Origin of the sequence: Streptomyces sp. NPDC052109, assembly GCF_040680195.1 — a bacterium.
Lineage (GTDB): Bacteria > Actinomycetota > Actinomycetes > Streptomycetales > Streptomycetaceae > Streptomyces.
In genome coordinates, this window is sequence record NZ_JBFAWF010000004.1 from 166,739 (window position 1) to 184,275 (window position 17,537).

General features: G+C 72.1%; 17 protein-coding genes and 2 pseudogenes. 11 read left to right on the forward strand and 8 right to left on the reverse strand.

The genetic code is table 11. The features are described 5' to 3' along the window. The first annotated feature begins 26 nt into the window (after window positions 1-26). The 9 genes from AB0L59_RS11705 (at window position 27) to AB0L59_RS11745 (ending at window position 7,561) form a co-directional block, all read left to right on the forward strand. The gene (locus AB0L59_RS11705; RefSeq protein ID WP_365581839.1) at window positions 27-209 is read left to right on the forward strand and encodes a hypothetical protein; all 183 of its coding nucleotides are present in this window, start codon (window positions 27-29) and stop codon (window positions 207-209) included. Beyond that, a complete protein-coding gene (locus tag AB0L59_RS11710) occupies window positions 206-916 on the forward strand; it encodes a phosphoadenylyl-sulfate reductase (RefSeq protein WP_365581840.1) in 711 nt (236 codons plus the stop codon). Before AB0L59_RS11705 ends, AB0L59_RS11710 begins: the two co-directional genes overlap by 4 nt. Further along, window positions 913-1,539, forward strand: a complete 627-nt coding sequence (cysC, locus tag AB0L59_RS11715) for an adenylyl-sulfate kinase (protein ID WP_365581841.1) — start codon at window positions 913-915, stop codon at window positions 1,537-1,539. The genes AB0L59_RS11710 and cysC overlap by 4 nt, the downstream gene beginning before the upstream one ends. Next, the gene (cysD, locus tag AB0L59_RS11720; RefSeq protein WP_365581843.1) at window positions 1,536-2,471 is read left to right on the forward strand and encodes a sulfate adenylyltransferase subunit CysD; all 936 of its coding nucleotides are present in this window, start codon (window positions 1,536-1,538) and stop codon (window positions 2,469-2,471) included. Before cysC ends, cysD begins: the two co-directional genes overlap by 4 nt. A gap of 2 nt (window positions 2,472-2,473) precedes the next feature. Then, complete coding sequence (locus AB0L59_RS11725) at window positions 2,474-3,808, forward strand: GTP-binding protein (protein ID WP_365581845.1); 1,335 nt, start codon at window positions 2,474-2,476, stop codon at window positions 3,806-3,808. 223 nt (window positions 3,809-4,031) lie between these two features. Next, window positions 4,032-5,135: an ABC transporter substrate-binding protein gene (locus AB0L59_RS11730; protein ID WP_365581846.1), complete on the forward strand. Its 1,104-nt coding sequence runs from the start codon at window positions 4,032-4,034 to the stop codon at window positions 5,133-5,135. Window positions 5,136-5,147: 12 nt separating this feature from the next. After that, window positions 5,148-5,951 (forward strand): ABC transporter ATP-binding protein, encoded by an 804-nt coding sequence (locus AB0L59_RS11735; RefSeq protein ID WP_365581847.1) that lies wholly within the window; start codon window positions 5,148-5,150, stop codon window positions 5,949-5,951. Next, window positions 5,938-6,822 (forward strand): ABC transporter permease, encoded by an 885-nt coding sequence (locus AB0L59_RS11740; protein WP_365581848.1) that lies wholly within the window; start codon window positions 5,938-5,940, stop codon window positions 6,820-6,822. The genes AB0L59_RS11735 and AB0L59_RS11740 overlap by 14 nt, the downstream gene beginning before the upstream one ends. A gap of 1 nt (window position 6,823) precedes the next feature. Further along, window positions 6,824-7,561: a sirohydrochlorin chelatase gene (locus AB0L59_RS11745; protein WP_365581850.1), complete on the forward strand. Its 738-nt coding sequence runs from the start codon at window positions 6,824-6,826 to the stop codon at window positions 7,559-7,561. A 71-nt stretch (window positions 7,562-7,632) separates the two neighbouring features. Here the strand turns inward: AB0L59_RS11745 and AB0L59_RS11750 are convergent, their stop codons facing one another. The 5 genes from AB0L59_RS11750 to AB0L59_RS11770 form a co-directional block, all read right to left on the reverse strand. Further along, window positions 7,633-7,941 carry a hypothetical protein gene (locus AB0L59_RS11750; RefSeq protein WP_365581851.1) on the reverse strand — a complete coding sequence of 103 codons (309 nt, stop codon included), beginning with the start codon at window positions 7,939-7,941 and terminating at the stop codon, window positions 7,633-7,635. Further along, window positions 7,938-8,237: a hypothetical protein gene (locus AB0L59_RS11755; RefSeq protein ID WP_365581853.1), complete on the reverse strand. Its 300-nt coding sequence runs from the start codon at window positions 8,235-8,237 to the stop codon at window positions 7,938-7,940. The genes AB0L59_RS11750 and AB0L59_RS11755 overlap by 4 nt, the downstream gene beginning before the upstream one ends. A gap of 815 nt (window positions 8,238-9,052) precedes the next feature. Continuing rightward, window positions 9,053-9,688 carry a DsbA family protein gene (locus AB0L59_RS11760; protein WP_365581854.1) on the reverse strand — a complete coding sequence of 212 codons (636 nt, stop codon included), beginning with the start codon at window positions 9,686-9,688 and terminating at the stop codon, window positions 9,053-9,055. A gap of 10 nt (window positions 9,689-9,698) precedes the next feature. After that, window positions 9,699-10,685, reverse strand: coding sequence for a sigma-70 family RNA polymerase sigma factor (locus AB0L59_RS11765; protein ID WP_365581855.1), 987 nt, complete (start codon window positions 10,683-10,685; stop codon window positions 9,699-9,701). A gap of 115 nt (window positions 10,686-10,800) precedes the next feature. Further along, window positions 10,801-11,817, reverse strand: a complete 1,017-nt coding sequence (locus AB0L59_RS11770) for a 2-dehydropantoate 2-reductase N-terminal domain-containing protein (protein ID WP_365581857.1) — start codon at window positions 11,815-11,817, stop codon at window positions 10,801-10,803. A gap of 62 nt (window positions 11,818-11,879) precedes the next feature. Between AB0L59_RS11770 and AB0L59_RS11775 the strand changes: the two genes are divergently transcribed. Next, a complete protein-coding gene (locus AB0L59_RS11775) occupies window positions 11,880-12,749 on the forward strand; it encodes a transglutaminase domain-containing protein (RefSeq protein WP_365581859.1) in 870 nt (289 codons plus the stop codon). Here AB0L59_RS11775 and AB0L59_RS11780 read toward each other — a convergent pair. Then, window positions 12,715-13,266: a DUF1697 domain-containing protein gene (locus AB0L59_RS11780; protein WP_365581861.1), complete on the reverse strand. Its 552-nt coding sequence runs from the start codon at window positions 13,264-13,266 to the stop codon at window positions 12,715-12,717. The two genes, AB0L59_RS11775 and AB0L59_RS11780, sit on opposite strands and share 35 nt — an antisense overlap. 398 nt (window positions 13,267-13,664) lie before the next feature. Here AB0L59_RS11780 and AB0L59_RS11785 point away from each other — a divergent pair, with 398 nt between their 5' ends. Continuing rightward, a complete protein-coding gene (locus tag AB0L59_RS11785) occupies window positions 13,665-15,917 on the forward strand; it encodes an MMPL family transporter (RefSeq protein ID WP_365581862.1) in 2,253 nt (750 codons plus the stop codon). Window positions 15,918-16,077: 160 nt separating this feature from the next. On the opposite strand, the pseudogene mgt reads toward AB0L59_RS11785, so the two are convergent. Continuing rightward, a pseudogene (mgt, locus tag AB0L59_RS11790) lies at window positions 16,078-17,317 on the reverse strand (macrolide-inactivating glycosyltransferase). Window positions 17,318-17,340: 23 nt separating this feature from the next. Then, window positions 17,341-17,505, reverse strand: a pseudogene (locus AB0L59_RS11795) (sugar ABC transporter substrate-binding protein); the annotation flags it as partial. Window positions 17,506-17,537: the final 32 nt, after the last annotated feature.

Below are 17,537 nucleotides of genomic sequence, written 5' to 3' on the forward strand. Positions count from 1 at the left end.
CCGGCCAACGACGCGAAGGACGCAGCATGAGCGAGCGGGCCGCACCTTTCTACTGCCCCTACTGCGGCGACGAGGACCTGCGTCCGAGCGAGGAGGGTCACGGTGCCTGGGAATGCGGGGCGTGCAACCGCGCATTCCGGCTGAAGTTCCTCGGGTTGCTCGCCCGGGGACTGCAGCGAGCCGACAACGGAGGGGACGAGCGAATATGACGACCGCTCAGACGGACCGTACGACCGACGAGTTGAAGGCCCTCGCCGAGCAGGCGGGGCGCGACCTCGAAGACGCCTCCGCCCTGGACGTCCTCCAGTGGGCGGTCGACACCTTCGGCGCGAAGTTCTGCGTCACGTCCTCCATGGAGGACGCCGTCGTCGCCCATCTCGCCTCGCGCGTGCTCAAGGGCGTGGACGTGGTCTTCCTCGACACCGGCTACCACTTCCCGGAGACCATCGGCACCCGCGACGCCGTCGAGGCCGTGATGGACGTCAACGTCATCACCCTCACGCCGAAGCAGACGGTCGCCGAACAGGACGCCGAGTACGGCCCGAAGCTGCACGACCGCGATCCCGACCTGTGCTGCGCCCTGCGCAAGGTCAAGCCTCTCGAACAGGGCCTGAGGGGCTACCAGGCGTGGGCGACCGGCCTGCGCCGCGACGAGTCCCCGACCCGGGCGAACACCCCGGTGGTCGGCTGGGACGAGAAGCGGCAGAAGGTCAAGATCTCCCCGATCGCCCGCTGGACGCAGGACGACGTGGACGCCTACATCGCCGAGCACGGGGTCCTCACCAACCCGCTGCTGACGGACGGCTACGCCTCCGTCGGCTGCGCCCCGTGCACCCGGCGGGTCCTCGAGGGCGAGGACCCGCGCGCCGGCCGCTGGGCGGGACGTGCCAAGACCGAGTGCGGGCTGCACGGATGACCGCGCGCACCGCACCTCACACGTCGCCCACAGCCGCCGTTGTCACTGCTGTGACGGACACGACCACTGCCACCCAGGAGAACGACGTGACCACCGGAGCCACCGTCTGGCTCACGGGTCTGCCGAGCGCCGGCAAGACCACCATCGCCCACGAGCTGGCCGGCCTGCTGCGTGCCGAGGGCCACCGCGTCGAAGTGCTCGACGGCGACGAGATCCGCGAGTTCATCTCGGCGGGCCTCGGCTTTTCCCGCGAGGACCGGCACACCAACGTGCAGCGCATCGGCTTCGTCGCCGAGCTGCTGGCCCGTAACGGCGTCAAGGCGCTGGTGCCGGTGATCGCGCCGTACGCGGACAGCCGGGACGCGGTGCGCGAGCGGCACGCGGAGAACGGGACGTCGTACCTGGAGATCCATGTGGCGACCCCGGTCGAGGTGTGCAGCGTGCGCGACGTGAAGGGGCTGTACGCCAAGCAGGCCGCGGGCGAGCTGACCGGGCTGACCGGGGTCGACGACCCGTACGAGGAGCCCCGCACGCCGGATCTGCGGATCGAGTCGCAGCACCAGACCGTGCAGGAGTCCGCCGCGAGCGTGTACGCCCTGCTGAGCGAGAGGGGACTGGCATGACCACGGTCGCCACGGTGAAGGACGGCACGGACAGCCCGTACGCCCTGTCGCACCTGGACGCGCTGGAGTCCGAGGCGGTGCACATCTTCCGCGAGGTGGCGGGCGAGTTCGAGAACCCGGTGATCCTGTTCTCCGGGGGCAAGGACTCCATCGTCATGCTGCACCTCGCGCTGAAGGCGTTCGCCCCGGCGGGCGTGCCGTTCTCGCTGCTGCATGTCGACACCGGACACAACTTCCCGGAGGTCCTCGAGTACCGGGACCGCACGGTCGAGAAGCACGGTCTGCGCCTGCATGTGGCTTCCGTCCAGGACTACATCGACCGCGGTGTGCTCAAGGAGCGTCCCGACGGCACCCGCAACCCGCTCCAGACGCTTCCGCTGACGGAGAAGATCCAGAGCGAGAAGTTCGACGCGGTCTTCGGCGGCGGCCGCCGGGACGAGGAGAAGGCCCGCGCCAAGGAGCGGGTGTTCTCGCTGCGCGACGAGTTCTCCCAGTGGGACCCGCGCCGTCAGCGCCCCGAGCTGTGGAACCTGTACAACGGCCGGCACGCTCCCGGTGAGCACGTCCGGGTCTTCCCGCTGTCCAACTGGACCGAGCTGGACGTGTGGCAGTACATCGCCCGCGAGGGCATCGAGCTGCCGCAGATCTACTTCGCCCACGAGCGCGAGGTGTTCCAGCGGGGCGGCATGTGGCTGACCGCGGGCGAGTGGGGCGGCCCGAAGGACGGTGAGAGTGTCGAGATGCGCCTGGTGCGCTACCGGACCGTCGGCGACATGTCCTGCACGGGCGCCGTCGACTCCGACGCGACCACGCTGGACGCCGTGATCACCGAGATCGCCGCCTCCCGGCTCACCGAGCGGGGCGCGACCCGCGCCGACGACAAGATGTCCGAGGCCGCGATGGAAGACCGCAAGCGCGAGGGGTACTTCTAAGCATGAGCACGACCACGACCGAGGCGCTCTCGGCCACCACCCTGCTGCGGTTCGCCACCGCCGGCTCCGTCGACGACGGCAAGTCCACGCTCGTCGGACGGCTGCTGCACGACTCCAAGTCGGTCCTCGCCGACCAGCTGGAGGCCGTGGAGCGGGCCTCCGCGAGCCGCGGCCAGGACGGCCCGGACCTCGCGCTGCTCACCGACGGCCTGCGCGCCGAGCGGGAGCAGGGCATCACGATCGACGTGGCGTACCGCTACTTCGCCACGCCCCGGCGCCGGTTCATCCTCGCCGACACGCCCGGCCATGTGCAGTACACCCGCAACATGGTCACCGGCGCCTCCACCGCCGAGCTGACCGTGATCCTGGTCGACGCCCGCAACGGCGTGGTGGAACAGACCCGCCGGCACGCGGCGATCGCGGCCCTGCTGCGGGTCCCGCACGTCGTCCTCGCGGTCAACAAGATGGACCTCGTCGGGTACGAGGAGAGCGTGTTCGCGGCGATCGCCGAGGAGTTCACGGCGTACGCGATCGAGCTGGGCGTCCCGGAGGTCACCGCGATCCCGATCTCGGCGCTGGCCGGCGACAACGTGGTTGAGCCGTCCGCGAAGATGGACTGGTACGGCGGCCCCACGGTCCTGGAACACCTGGAAACCGTGCCGGTCAGCCATGACCTGGCGCACTGCCACGCACGGTTGCCCGTGCAGTACGTGATCCGGCCGCAGACCGCCGAGCACCCGGACTACCGGGGCTACGCGGGCCAGATCGCGGCCGGCACCTTCCGGGTGGGCGAGGAGGTCACGGTCCTGCCGTCCGGGCGGACGACGAGGATCGCGGGCATCGACCTGCTGGGCGAGCCGGTCGACGTGGCCTGGACGACACAGTCGGTGACGCTCCTGCTGCAGGACGACATCGACGTCTCGCGCGGCGACCTGATCGTGCCGACGAAGGACGCGCCGGCCACCACCCAGGACGTGGAGGCCACCGTCTGCCATGTGGCCGACGAACCGCTGACCGTCGGCCACCGGGTGCTCCTCAAGCACGGCACCCGCACGGTCAAGGCGATCGTGAAGGACATCCCTTCCCGGCTGACGCTGGACGACCTGTCCCTGCACCCGCACCCGGGGCAGCTCGTCGCCAACGACATCGGCCGGGTGAAGATCCGTACCGCCGAGCCGCTGCCGGTCGACTCCTACGCCGACTCACGCCGTACCGGCTCCTTCATCCTGATCGACCCGAGCGACGGCACCACGCTGACCGCGGGCATGGTCGGCGAGTCGTTCGCCGCCCCCGAGCCGGTCAAGGACGAGTCCGAGCACGACGGCTGGGACTTCTGAGCATGAACCGGACCGACGTCTACTCGACGTTCGCCAAGGAGGGCGGCCGCATCGGCAGCGGTGCCCTCGGCAGCGGGCAGGGCGGAGTGGCGCGATGTGCGCGCTGACGTACGCGCACCGCCTGCGCGCCCTCACCCGCCACCGCCGTGGACGAAGACCTGCCGACCTCCCGGCCACGACCTGACAGACCGTGACCGCCGGGCCTCCGAGAGGAACGCCTCCCGTGCCTGCAACGACCGCCTTCCGCCGCATCCTCGCGATGACGGCCGCGCTGCCCCTCCTCGCTCTCGCCGCCTGCGGTTACGGCTCCCAGGCCAAGAACGACGCCACCGCCAAGGTCGCCGCCGGGGCCCGGAAGATCGACGGACTCGACTCCGTGAAGATCGGTTACTTCGGCAATCTGACGCACGCCACCGCGCTGGTCGGCAACCAGAAGGGCTTCTTCCAGAAGGAGCTGGGCGCCACCCTGGCCACGTACCAGGTCTTCAACGCCGGCCCGTCCGAGATCGAGGCCCTCAACTCGGGCTCGATCGACATCGGCTGGATCGGCCCCTCCCCCGCGATCAACGGCTACGCCAAGTCGGACGGCAAGAATCTGCGCATCATCGGCGGTTCGGCGTCCGGTGGCGTGAAGCTGGTCGTGAACCCGAAGAAGATCACGTCCCTGAAGGACGTCAAGGGCAAGAAGATCGCCACTCCTCAGCTGGGCAACACGCAGGACGTGGCGTTCCTCAACTGGATCGCCGATCAGGGCTGGAAGGTCGACGCGCAGAGCGGCGAGGGCGACGTGTCGGTCGTCCGCACCGACAACAAGGTGACCCCGGACGCGTTCGCTTCCGGCTCCATCGACGGCGCCTGGGTCCCGGAGCCGACCGCGTCGAAGCTGGTCGCCGAGGGCGGCAAGGTGCTGTTGGACGAGGCGTCGCTGTGGCCGGACAAGAAGTTCGTCATCACGAACGTCATCGTGCGGCAGGGCTTCCTGAAGGAGCACCCGAAGGTGGTCGAGGCGGTGCTGCGGGCCTCGGTCGAGGCCAACAAGTGGATCAACGCCAACCCGGACGCGGCGAAGGCCGCGGCGAACAGGCAGCTGGCGGCGGACTCGGGCAAGGCGCTGCCGGCCGACGTCCTCGACCCGGCCTGGAGGTCGATCCGGTTCACCGACGATCCGCTGGCCGCCACCCTGGACACGGAGGCGCGGCACGCGGTCAAGGCGGGCCTGCTGGACAGCCCGAAGCTGGCCGGCATATACGACCTCACCCTGCTGAACAAGGTCCTCAAGGCCGAGGGCGAGCCCACCGTCAGCGACGCCGGTCTCGGCGTCGGTTAAGCCCGAAAGCCGATGAGTTCCCAGGAGGTGACGACCATGGCAACGACCTTCGCCAAGGCCGCCGAGGCCGTAGAGCACGCGGCACGCATCGAGCACGTCTCGAAGTCCTTCGCGCACCCCGGCGGGCAGCAGCTCGTCCTGGACGACATCAGCCTCGATGTCGCGCCGGGTGAGTTCGTGACCCTCTTGGGGGCCTCGGGCTGCGGCAAGTCGACCCTGTTGAACCTGGTGGCGGGGCTGGACGAGCCCTCCGCCGGCAACATCACGACCGACGGGCGGCCGGCTCTGATGTTCCAGGAGCACGCCCTGTTCCCGTGGCTGACCGCGGGCAAGAACATCGAACTCGCCCTGAAGCTGCGGGGCACCGCCAAGAACGAACGGCGCGAGCGGGCCGAGCAGCTGCTCGAACTCGTCCGGCTGCAGGGGGCGTACGGCAAGCGCGTGCACGAGCTGTCCGGCGGTATGCGCCAGCGCGTGGCCATGGCCCGCGCACTCGCGCAGGACAGCCAGCTGCTGCTGATGGACGAGCCGTTCGCCGCGCTGGACGCCATCACCCGTGACCTGCTGCACGACGAACTGACCCGGATCTGGGCGGAGACGGGCCTGTCGGTGCTGTTCGTCACGCACAACGTGCGCGAGGCGGTCCGCCTCGCCCAGCGGGTCGTGCTGCTGTCGTCCCGGCCCGGCCGGGTGGCGCGCGAGTGGCAGGTGGACATCCCGCAGCCCCGGCGCATCGAGGACGCGCCGGTCGCCGAACTGTCCCTCGAGATCACCGAAGTACTGCGTGGGGAGATCCGCCGCCATGGCCAGCACTGAGACGAAGACGGCCACGGACGCGGGAAGCGTCGAGGCGGGCCTGGACGCCCTGGAGACCTCCGTCGCCTCCCGGGCCTCGTTCCGGCAGACCTTCGCCACCAAGATCCTGCCGCCGCTGGTCGCCACGGCGGTGGTGCTGCTGGTGTGGCAGGCGCTGATCTCCTTCAAGATCGTCGACAATCCGGCGAAGCTGCCGTCGCCCGCCGATGTCGCGGACGAGTTCAAGACGGCCTGGCTGCAGGGCACACTGGTCGGCTACATCTGGACCTCCGTCTCGCGCGGTCTGCTGGGCTTCCTCTTCGCGCTGGCCATCGGCACCCCGCTGGGGCTGGTGGTGGCCCGGGTGCGGTTCGTGCGCGCGGCCATCGGCCCGGTGCTGTCCGGTCTGCAGTCGCTGCCGTCGGTGGCGTGGGTGCCGCCCGCGGTGATCTGGCTGGGCCTGGACAACTCGATGATGTACGCGGTGATCCTGCTGGGCGCGGTGCCGTCCATCGCCAACGGTCTGGTGTCCGGCATCGACCAGGTGCCGCCGCTGTTCCTGCGGGCCGGCCGCACGATGGGCGCCACCGGGCTGAAGGGTGCCTGGCACATCGTGCTGCCGGCCGCGCTGCCGGGTTATCTGGCCGGGCTCAAGCAGGGCTGGGCGTTCTCCTGGCGCTCACTGATGGCCGCGGAGATCATCGCCTCCTCCCCCGACCTGGGCATCGGACTGGGCGCGCTGCTGGAGAACGGCCGCAACGCCAGTTCCATGTCGATGGTGTTCGAGGCGATCTTCCTGATCCTGTTCGTCGGCATCGCCATCGACCTGCTGATCTTCAGCCCGCTGGAGCGGTGGGTGCTGCGCAGCCGCGGCCTGCTGGTGAAGGGCTGACATGCGCGCCCCGGTCCTCGTCGTCATCGCCCACGGCAGCCGCGATCCGCGGCACGCCCAGGCCGTGCACTCCCTGGTGGAGCGGGTACGGTCGCTGCGGCCTGGGCTGCGCGTGGAGACCGGTTTCCTGGACTTCAACGTGCCGTCCGTGAACGGGGTGTTGGAGTCGCTCGCGGCGGAGGGCGTGCGGAACGTCGTCGCCCTGCCGCTGCTGCTGACCCGGGCCTTCCACGCCAAGGCGGACATTCCCGCCGTGCTGCGGGAGGCGCCGGCGCGGCTGCGGATCCGGCAGGCGGACGTGCTCGGTCCGTCGCCGCTGCTGCTGTCCGCGCTGGAACGGCGGCTGTACGAGGCGGGGCTGACGCCCGCCGACAGGTCCTCGACCGGGGTCGTACTGGCCTCGGCGGGGTCTTCGGACCCGGAGGCGATCGCGGTGATCGCCGATATCGCGCGGGAGTGGTGGCACACCGGTTGGTGCGCCGTGCGACCCGCGTTCGCCTCCGCATCCCTGCCCCGCACCGAGGACGCCGTCGCCGAGCTGCGCGCCCTCGGCTGCGAGCGGGTCGCCGTCGCGCCGTACGTCCTGGCCCCCGGCCTCCTGCCGGACCGCATCGCGCGCGGCGCGGCCGGGGCGGACGTACTGGCGGAGGTGCTGGGTGCGGCGCCGGAGGTGGCGCGGGTGCTGCTGGAACGCTACGACCAGGCGCGCCGGCCGGTGCTGACCGCGCTGGGCGCCTGACCGCGCGACCACGGCCCGGGCCCTGTGGCGGCAGGGCTCCGGCCGGTCACCTGGCCGGGCGCGTGCGGCGGCTACAGGCCGAGCGCGTGCAGCAGCTGCTGGGTGAAGGTGAGGCTGCCGGTGCCGGCCCCCGCTCCGATGGCGACGGTCTCCAGCGCGGTGCGGATCCGGCCCCGGTTCGGCGGCAGCCCGTCCTCGGCTGACCGCGCCAGCTCCACCTGGACGGTCTCCCCGCACCCGACGAGCCCCGGGTACTCGGCCCGCAGCGCCTCGGTGAGCCCGTCCGCGACGGCCATGAGTGTCTCGAGGTCCGGTGTGCCGTTCCTGGGGTCGATTCGGGCGAAGTCGACGGGTCGGTTCCCGAAGTTGTAGGTGCTCATGTCCTGTCCTCGCTTGTGGTCCGAAGGAACCTTCGGGGGTGGGGGTTGGCTGCGCGTCCGGCGCGGGCGGCCCGGATCACCGGGGTCCCGGTGACGCGCGGGGCGATCGGGCCCCGGTCGCCGAAGCCGCCGGGGCCACTGACGTTAGCGATGTTGCACAGCTGCGCGGTGACCGCCGGGACGGCGCTGCGGTAGGTGCCGGTGACGGGGTCCCGGTACCGCAGAAACCGTTCCGTGGCGGCGAGTTGCCCGGGGAGCCACAGGGCGGGTCCGGGGCCGCCGGTGCGGTCGGGCACCCGCCCGGGGAGGAGACGCGCGTGGCTGCCGGGAGAGGTTTCCGCGGCCAGGGGTGCCGACGGGCCCGCTGTACGCGGGGGGCCGCCGGGCCGCCTCGGTGGTGTCGTCGCCGCTGCCGGCGGACGGTTCGGTGCGGGTGGCCCCGGCACGGGACGGGGCCGAGGCGCGGGCGGGCCCGTGCGGAGCGGCCCGGCCGCCAGGCTGCGCGGCCTGCGCGCGTTCACCGGCGCGGTGGCGCACGGCCCCTGCCGTGCCGCGGTCACCGCCCTTCACGCGGCGGACCCGGACCGAGGCGGCCGCAAGGGCACCGAATGGGCCGAAAATCGCCACCCGTCCGGGTGACCGGCGTCCGTTGACCCCGTCCCGGGGAGCGACGGGGAGCTGGTGGCGCGCGAGCCGCTCGAGGCGGCCGGGCCACCGGCCGGAGGACGCGCGACGGCCCGCCCCGCGCGCCTCCCGGGCAAGAGCCGTGGAGGGAGTGCCGGAACCGGGCCCGGGGGCGCTGGGCCGCCGGGTGAGTGCGTCCTCGTGGTACAGCGGCAGCACCGGTCCTGGTGTGCCCGTCACGCTCATCCGTCCCCCTCCGGCCGCCTGCGCGCTTCACCCTAGGGACGGCCGGGTTGCTTTGTCGCGAGGTTCGCCGAGCGCTTCCCTCCGGGGGCACAGGCGTGGTAGGGGGGCCACCGGGTCCGGCGCTCCCCTGTGACGTCGGACCGCGGCGGCTCTTCGTTCTGCGCCGCTCCCGGTCCGCGTGTCACAGGCTCGGCGAACGCGGCGCGCGCGAGGGACGTTTATCGGCCACTCCCCTTCCTGCTCAGTCGAAACGGAGGGCGCCGGTGCGGGTGCGCTTGAGCTCGAAGAGGTCGGGGTGGCGGGCCAGCACCCGGAAGCTGTCGAAGAGTTCGGCCGCCTCGGCGCCGCGTGGAATGGCACGCAACACAGGTCCGAACCACACCGTTCCGTCGACATGGATGGTCGGTGTGCCCACATAGCCGCCCGACTCCGGCTCGGCGCCGGCCTCGTGGCTGCGGCGCACCGCGTCGTCGTACGACGGGTCGTGGGCGGCGGCCGACAGGTCGGCGGGCAACCCGAGTTCGGCCAGCGACTCGGCGATCACCTGGTCGAAGTCCTTGTTGTCGCGTTCATGGATCCGGGTGCCGAAAGCGGTGTACAGGTCGCGCAGCACCTTCTCGCCGTGCCGTTCGGCCGCGGCCGCGGCGACCCTGACCGGGCCGATCGAGCGGTCCACCAGGTCCCGGTACCAGTCGGGTAGTTCGTTGTCCAGGTTGTGCAGGTACAAGCTCATCACCCGGAACCGGAGGTCGAGGGGGCGCAGGCGCTCGACCTCCAGCATCCAGCGAGAGGTGATCCAGGCGAAGGGGCAGGCAGGGTCGAAGAAGAAGTCGATCCGGGTCGGGGCGGACTCGGTGGCGGTGTCACGGTACGTCATGACAGTGACGCTAGCCGGTCACTGGTTCGATGTCCTGGCCCAATCCGGCTTCACTCCATTGGGCCATTTCCCGGCCTGCGGCCCCTGCCCGCCCGTGGTCGACGACCGCGATCTCCGTCCCGCGCAGGCGTTCCGGTTCCGCCACTACGTCGATCCGGGTGATCCGGCCTTCCGTGCCGAAGGCGAAGGCCAGGACCAGGCGCGGTCGCCCGTGCCACGCCATGACCAGGCCGAAGCCGCCGTCCAGCAGGGCGAGTCCGGTGAAGCCGGCGCGGGCCATCGCCGCCATGGCACCCTGCGCGACGGGCTCTGCACCCCATACGGTGATCGGTTCCGGCGTGGGGACGACCAGCGCGTCGGCGTGCAGCACCACGTCCGGGTCGAGCAGGGCGACCAGTGCCGTGAAGTCGCCGCCGCGGGTCGCGGCCAGGAACGCCTCGACGGCACGGCGCCGGCGTGCGGCGTCGGCGCCGGGCGCGGGCGGCCGGCCCCGGACGCGGCGGCGGGCCCGGCTGGCCAGCTGCCGGGTGGCGGCCGGGGTCCTCTCGATCAGCGGGGCGATCTCCTCGAAGGGCACGGCGAACATGTCGTGCAGCACGAAGGCCACGCGCTCGGCCGGTCCGAGGGTGTCGAGGACGACCAGCAGCGCGACCCCCACCCGGTCGGCCAGGAGCGCCTCCCGGGCGGGGTCGGCCCCGGACGGGGCCGCCGGGGTGTCGTGACCGTTGTCCACGGCGTCGAGGAACTCCTCGCGCCGGTTGCGGCGGGACCGCAGCATGTTGAGGCAGACCCGGATCACCACGGTGGTCAGCCAGCCGGTGAGGTTCCGGACCTCGTCGAGGTCGCCCTGCCGGGCCCGCAGCCAGGCTTCCTGGAGCGCGTCGTCGGTCTCCGTGGCCGAGCCGAGCAGCCGGTAGGCCACGGCGGTGAGATGCGCCCGGTCCGCCTCGAACCGCTCCGCGAGCAGCCGCCCGGGATCCCCCGCGAAGTCGTCCACCGTCCGCCCCCGTCCCCTTCCCGCGCCGCACCCCGCAACGAGCGGCGCGCGTCCGGGGCCTACGAAACTCCGATCCGGCCGGAAGATCAACCGGATGCGGGTGACTCGCCGGGGATCAGCCGGCGGCCGTCACCGCCTCGTCCGCCAGCCGCACCAGTTCCGCGACCGGCATCGAACCGGCCGCCCGGCGCTCGCGGGCGAACCGGTTGGCGAGCCGCTGGAGCAGTTCGTTCAGCGGGGCCGGTACGCCGTGCAGCCGGCCGAGGAGGACGATCTCCCCGTTGAGATGGTCGGCCTCGATGGTGCCGGTGCCCCGGGCGAGCGACTGCCAGGAGGAACCGCCGCCGCGCGGCGCCCCGTCCAGCGGCACCAGCGTCACCTTGTCGCCACGGGCCACGCGCTGTTCCCCGGGGCTCGTGTGGGCGATGCCGGCCGCGTCGAGCACGGCCTCTCCTTCGGCCCGCACGCGCGCGTACAGCGCTCGGGCGGCCTCGGTGTCGCGGGTTCCGGTCAGCGCCTCGACGGCGTTGCCGAGGTTCGCGAGCAGCTTGGCGTACTGCCAGCGGGCCACGTCGGGTACGACCGGCGCCTCGAAGCGGGCGGTTTCCAGGTCCGCGGCGATCCGGCGGGCGGTGTCGTCGGTGCCGTGCGGCAGGCGGCCGAGGTGCAGGATGCCGGTGAGCGGGGTGCCGGCGGCGGAGACCACGCCGGGCTCCACGAAGGTCGAGGGCAGCCAGACGCAGACGCCGTACACCTGCCGGAAGCGGCGCAGCGCCAGCCGTCCGCTCTCCACGCCGTTCTGCAGGCAGACGAGCGGCAGCCGCTCGGCCGCCGTCCCGCCGCCCGCGACGGGCGCCTGCGCCCAGACGTCCAGGGCGGCCACGGTGTCCTGCGTCTTCACGGCGAGGACCAGGACGTCGTCGGCGCGCAGTTCGCCGAGCGGGCCGGGACCGTCGACGGCCGGCAGGCGGTACGTCGACTCGCCTTCCGGCACCCGCAGTCGGAGCCCGTGTTCGTCCAGTGCCGCCAGGTGCTTGCCGCGTGCCACGAGCACGACCTCGCGCCCGGCCTGGGCCAGCCGCCCGCCGACGGCCCCACCGACCGCGCCGGCCCCGATGATGATGTAGCGCATGGACCAGAGCCTCGCACACGCGTGCTTGACGTTGTCCCTGGGGGAAGGCGGAGCGTGCGGGCATGGACGACTTCCACCTGCGGCAGACGCCGTACAGCGACCCGGGCGACCTGGACGTCGCCGCCCTGCCCCGTGATCCGCGCCGGCTCACCGCGATGGTGCGCGGGCTGATCCTGCACCGGCTGGAGGGCGAGCGCTTCGGGTACGCCGTCCCCGAGGAACGGCTCCACCACGACGCCGAGGCCCGGTACGTCACGCAGATCCTGCGCATCCTGCGCGAGCGCGGCAGTGGTCCGCTCACCGAGGAACGGCCCTACGAGCAGCGGTTCGTCGGCACCTGCCGGGACTACGCGTTGCTGCTGTGCTCCCTGCTGCGGGCCACCGGCACCCCGGCCCGCGTCCGGGGCGGGTACGCCACCTACTTCGTCGAGGGCTTCCACGACGACCACTGGGTGACCGAGTACCAACTCCCCGACGGATCATGGCGGTTGGCCGACGCGCAGGTCCATGACGGCCGCTACGGCGTGTCGTTCGACCCCGTGGACGTACCGCGGGACCAGTTCCTCGTCGCCGGGCGGGCGTGGCGGGCCTACCGGTCCGGAAGGGCGGATCCGGACACCTTCGGCGTCTGGGCCGACCCGGAGCTGCGGGGGCTGTGGCTGGTGGCGCACAGTGTCGTGCTCGACCTGGCCTGTGTGGCCGGCACCGAGACGCTCCCGTGGGACTGCTGGGGGCCGTGGGACGTACAGCAGTCCCTCGCCCCGGACGACCTCGCGCTGCTGGACGCGGTGACCGCCGCCGGCACCACCGAGGAGCGGCGCCGGCTGCACAGGGACCCGAGGCTCGCCGTGCCCCGCGAGATCATCGCTCACACCACCTTCCTCGGGCGGCGGACCGTCACGCTCCCGGAGCCGTCAACTCGGCCAACTTGACCACCGTGTTCCAGTTCCGGCTCGTGGCGATCAGGCTCCTGGTCACGGGGGCGCGCGACAGTGCCTCGGCGAGCTTGGAGCGGCCGAGGCCGTCGGGGGCGTACAGGTACAGGCAGCGGTCCCCGAGCCGGAACTCCTCGGGGAGATGGGCGGCCTGGTCGATGCCCGCGTAGCGGTCCGGGGTGACGGGCGCGGAGAAGTACGTGACGTGCAGTTGCCTGGGCTCCAGGTCGGCGGCCGGGAACGGGCAGGCCTCGGCGACGGCCTTCAGGTAGGAGTGGTCGCGCACGAGCACGTCGACCGGGAAGCCGAAGCGCTCCTCGATCGCCCGGGTCAGCTCAGCCGCCAGCGACTCCTCGTCGCCGTGCCCGGCGGTGAACACGGCCTGGCCGCTCTGCAGATAGGTCCGTACGCCGGTGTGGCCGAGGCCGGTCAGCAGCGTGCGGAGGTCGGCCATGGGCACCTTCCTGCTGCCGCCGACGTTGATTCCGCGCAACAGCGCCGCGTAGGTCGTCATCCGGCCAGCCTAAGCGGCCGTCGTGCCCCGTGGGGGCGGGCACGACGGCCGGGCCCGCGCCGGGCGGGGCTGCGCGAAACTCTCGCCGATCGGCGGGGGCCCGATCAACCTCTACACGCACCTGTGACTTGTTCAACAAAGTTTCGTCACCACAAACCGTCGCGCCGGCGGCACAACGGACAACCCATGTCCCCGCCGGTGCCGGAACCCCGAGAGGCGTCCCCTAGACGTGCGGATGGATGTAAGGGGCCACTGTCCTCCCCCGTGGTGACGGGCGGTCCGCCGACTTCACCGGGCAGCAGGACGAGACGCGTCGGCGCGGCTCGTACGGTCGGACCGGAGCAAGCGCAGAGGTGGCGGCAGGGGGCCGCCACCGCACACGAGGGGGAAGACCCGCGATGGGGAACAGGAACGTGCGGGTACGGGGGCTGGCCGCCCGCGCCGGCGGCTGGAGCGCCCGGCACCGCTGGGCTGCCGTCGGCATATGGGTGCTGTTCGTCGTGCTGGCGATGGGGCTCGGCTCGGCGGCGGGCCGGGTGGATGTGGACGAGGGCGACCAGCTCAAGGGCGAGACGCACACCGCCGCGCAGATCATCGGCGACGCGGGGATCAAGCAGCCGGCCGGCGAGACCGTCCTGATCCAGTCCGAGGAGGCCGGCGTCACGGCGACCGGGGCCCCGTTCCGGGCCGCCGTCGCCGACGTGGTGAAGGCCGTCGAGAGCACCGGGAAGGTCACGGCCGTGACCTCGCCGTACGACACGCACACCATCTCCCGGGACGGCCGCAGCGCCCTGGTGCAGTTCGACATGCGGGGCGACGCCAAGACGGCCGTCGACCGGGTCGAGCCGGTGCTGGACGCCGTCGCCGGGGTACAGAAGGCGCACGGCGGTCTGCGGATCGAGGAGATCGGCGGCGCCAGCATGCAGAAGCAGTACAAGGACGCCTTCGGGGACGACTTCCAGCAGGCCGAGTACTCGGCGGTGCCGGTGGCACTCGGCATCCTGCTGATCGCCTTCGGTGCGCTGGTGGCGGCGCTGCTTCCGGTGGCTCTCGCGATCACCGCGATCATGGCGACGATGGGCCTGATGGGTCTCGTCAGCCATCTGCAGCCGATGAGCGACACCGCCAACTCCGTGATGCTCCTGGTCGGTATGGCCGTCGGCGTGGACTACTGCCTGTTCTATCTGCGCCGCGAGCGCGAGGAGCGGCAGGCCGGCCGGGACCCGGGCACCGCTCTCCGTATCGCCGCCGCCACCAGCGGCCGCGCGGTCATCGTCTCCGGTGTCACGGTGTGCGTGGCGATGGCGGGCATGCTCTTCACCGGGCTCGCCGAGTTCGAGGCGATGGGCCTCGCCTCCCTGATGGTGGTCGCGGTCGCCATGGTCGGCTCGGTCACGGTACTGCCGGCGCTGCTGTCGCTGCTCGGTGAACGGGTGGAGAAGGGGCGGATCCCGTTCCTGAGCCGCCGGCGCCCGAAGCGGGACGCGGGCGAGGGCAGTCGGTTCTGGACGGCCGTACTGCGCGGCGTGCTGGCCAAGCCGCTGGTCTCCGTCGTCGTGGCGGCCGGCGCGCTGCTGGCGGTAGCGGCGCCCGCGCTCGGCATGAAGACGCAGCAGCTCACCCTGGACCAGGAGTTCGGGAAGTCGCTGCCGATCGTGCAGACGTACAACCGCGTCAACGACGCCTTCCCGGGCGGCAGCGAACCGGCCCAGGTCGTCGTCAAGGCCAAGGACATCGACGCGCCCGAAGTACGACAGGCGCTGGCCGACTTCAAGCAGCGGGCGATCTCCTCGGGCGCCTCCCACGGCCCGGTCGACATCCGGCTGCACGACGCGCAGAACGTCGCCCTGGTCTCCGTGCCGCTGGTCGGCGGCTCCGACATGGACCGGGCGGTGAAGAGCCTGGACAAGCTGCGCGACGAGGTGCGGCCCGCCACGCTCGGCAAGGTGGCCGGCGTGCAGGCGCCGATCACCGGGCAGGTGGCCGGCAACCACGACTTCAACGACCAGCTGCTCGGTTCGGTCGTCCCGGTCTTCGCCTTCGTGGTCGTCTTCGCCTTCCTGCTGATGCTGCTGTCGTTCCGCTCGCTGACCGTCGCGATCACGTCGATCGTGCTCAACCTGCTGTCGGTGGGCGCCGCGTACGGGATCCTCGTCGCCGTCTTCCAGCACGGCTGGGGTGCGTCGCTGGTGGGTGCGGAGGGGGTCGGCGCGATCGTGACCTGGCTGCCGCTGTTCCTCTTCGTGATCCTTTTCGGGCTGTCGATGGACTACCACGTGTTCGTCGTGTCCCGGATCCGCGAGGCCCGGTTGCGCGGCCGCAGCACCACGGACGCCATCCGGCACGGCGTGGTCACCACGGCCGGCGTCGTCACCAGCGCCGCGGTCATCATGGTCGCCGTGTTCGCGATCTTCGGCACGCTGTCGATGCAGTCCATGAAGCAGATGGGTGTCGGCCTGGCCGCGGCGGTCCTCATCGACGCGACGGTCATCCGCGGTGTGCTGCTGCCGGCCGTGATGGCACTGCTCGGCGAGCGCAACTGGTACCTGCCGAAGTGGCTGCACCGCCTGCCCGACCTCACCCACGACGAGGCGCCGCAGGCGGCTGCCTCCCAGCCGGTGCGCGGGGAGGACGAGCGGCTGCCCGTCTGACGCGGCGCGCCGGACGGCCGCCCACCCGGCTGGGCGGTCGAGGCCGGGCGGGCGCGGGCCGTGGGGGCCGGTCGCGCCCCCGCGGCGGAGCCGCACGATCGCCGGCGGCCCCCGCACCTCTTGGGGCCGCTGCGGTGCGGTCGGCTTCGGGGTGCCGCTCCTACTGCTGCGTACCGCCCGGCAGTTCGGCCTCGATCAGGTCCGCCGCTCGGCGGGTACCGCCCTCTTCGGCCATCTCGGCCTGAATCTCCTTCAGGCGGCGCGCGACCTCCACGTCGCCGACCAGGGCGAGCGCGGCCGCGCGGAGGCGCTCGGCGGTGGCCTCCCCGGTCTCCAGGCGCCGTGCGACACCGAGGCCCTGGAGCATGTCGGCGTTGCCGAACTGGTCGACGGCCTGCGGTACGGCGATCATCGGCGTGGCGGTGGCCAGCCCCTCCTGGCTGCCGCCGGCGCCCGCGTGCGTGACGAACAGGTCGGCCTGCTTCAGGACCGCCAGCTGCGGCACCCAGCTGTGCACTTCCACGTTGCCGGGTGTCTCGCCCAGCTCGGCGGGATCCACATGCCGGCCGATCTGCAGGACCAGATGCCAGCCGGGCAGGTCCCCGAAGGCGCGGACGCACGCCCGGTAGAACTCCGGCTGCTTGGTGAACGCCGAGCCGAGGGACACCAGCACGGCCTTCTCGGCGCCGGCGGGCCGCTGCCAGTCGCCCTGGTCGGCGCGGTCGCCCTGGCAGGCGCCGACGAACGTGTGGATGCGTTCGTCGACCCGGTCGGCGTGCGGCTGGAGGGCCTTCGGGATGAGGACGATCGAGCGCGACGGGCCGATGAAGGAGTCCGGGTGCTCGGTGATGCCGTTCTCGGCCAGCCAGGCCTCGAACCGGGCGTAGTAGGCCCGCCCGCGCGGGGTCTTCCGCGGCTCGGCCCACAGCGGCTCGAACACCTCCTGCTCGTACCCCTCCCAGGCGACGAGGTTCGGGGAGAGGGACACCGCCGGGACGCCCCAGCGACGGGCGAGGACGCGGGCCGGGTAGGAGGCGATGTCGTGCAGCACCAGGTCGGGCTCGTCGCCCGCGTAGGCCTCGGCGAGCTGTGGGAGCGCCTGGATCGCGTCCGCCAGGAACGGCTCCACGTGGTCCAGCAGCGTGGTGCCCCAGGCCTCCGGGTCGGCGTCGGGGCCGGGCAGCGTCGTGGTGTACGGCACGGGCCGGGCCCCGGTGGCGGCCACCTTCTCGGCGAACGCCGGCGGGATGGCGTACGTGACCCGGTGGCCCCGCGCCACGAGTTCGCGGATCACCTCCAGGCTGGGATTCACATGGCCGTGCGCGGCGATGGAGAACATGGCGACATGGGCGGGAGCGGTCATGACGTTCACCGTAAACGAGACGAGACGTCTCGTCCAAGGTGTTTCCGGGGTCGCGGCCTCTCAGCGCTGGCGGCGGGCCAGGACCCGGTTGCCGTCGTTCTCCAGGCGTCTGCACAGTTCGGGGAGACCGATCGCGCCGCTGTGGTACATGCCGGTCGCCCAGCCGTTCTCCTCGGTGTGGAGGGCAGGGTCCTGCAGGGCCTGAGCGCCGGTGGGCGGCATCCAGCCTTTACCTGCTCCGGTTGACGTGCTCATGA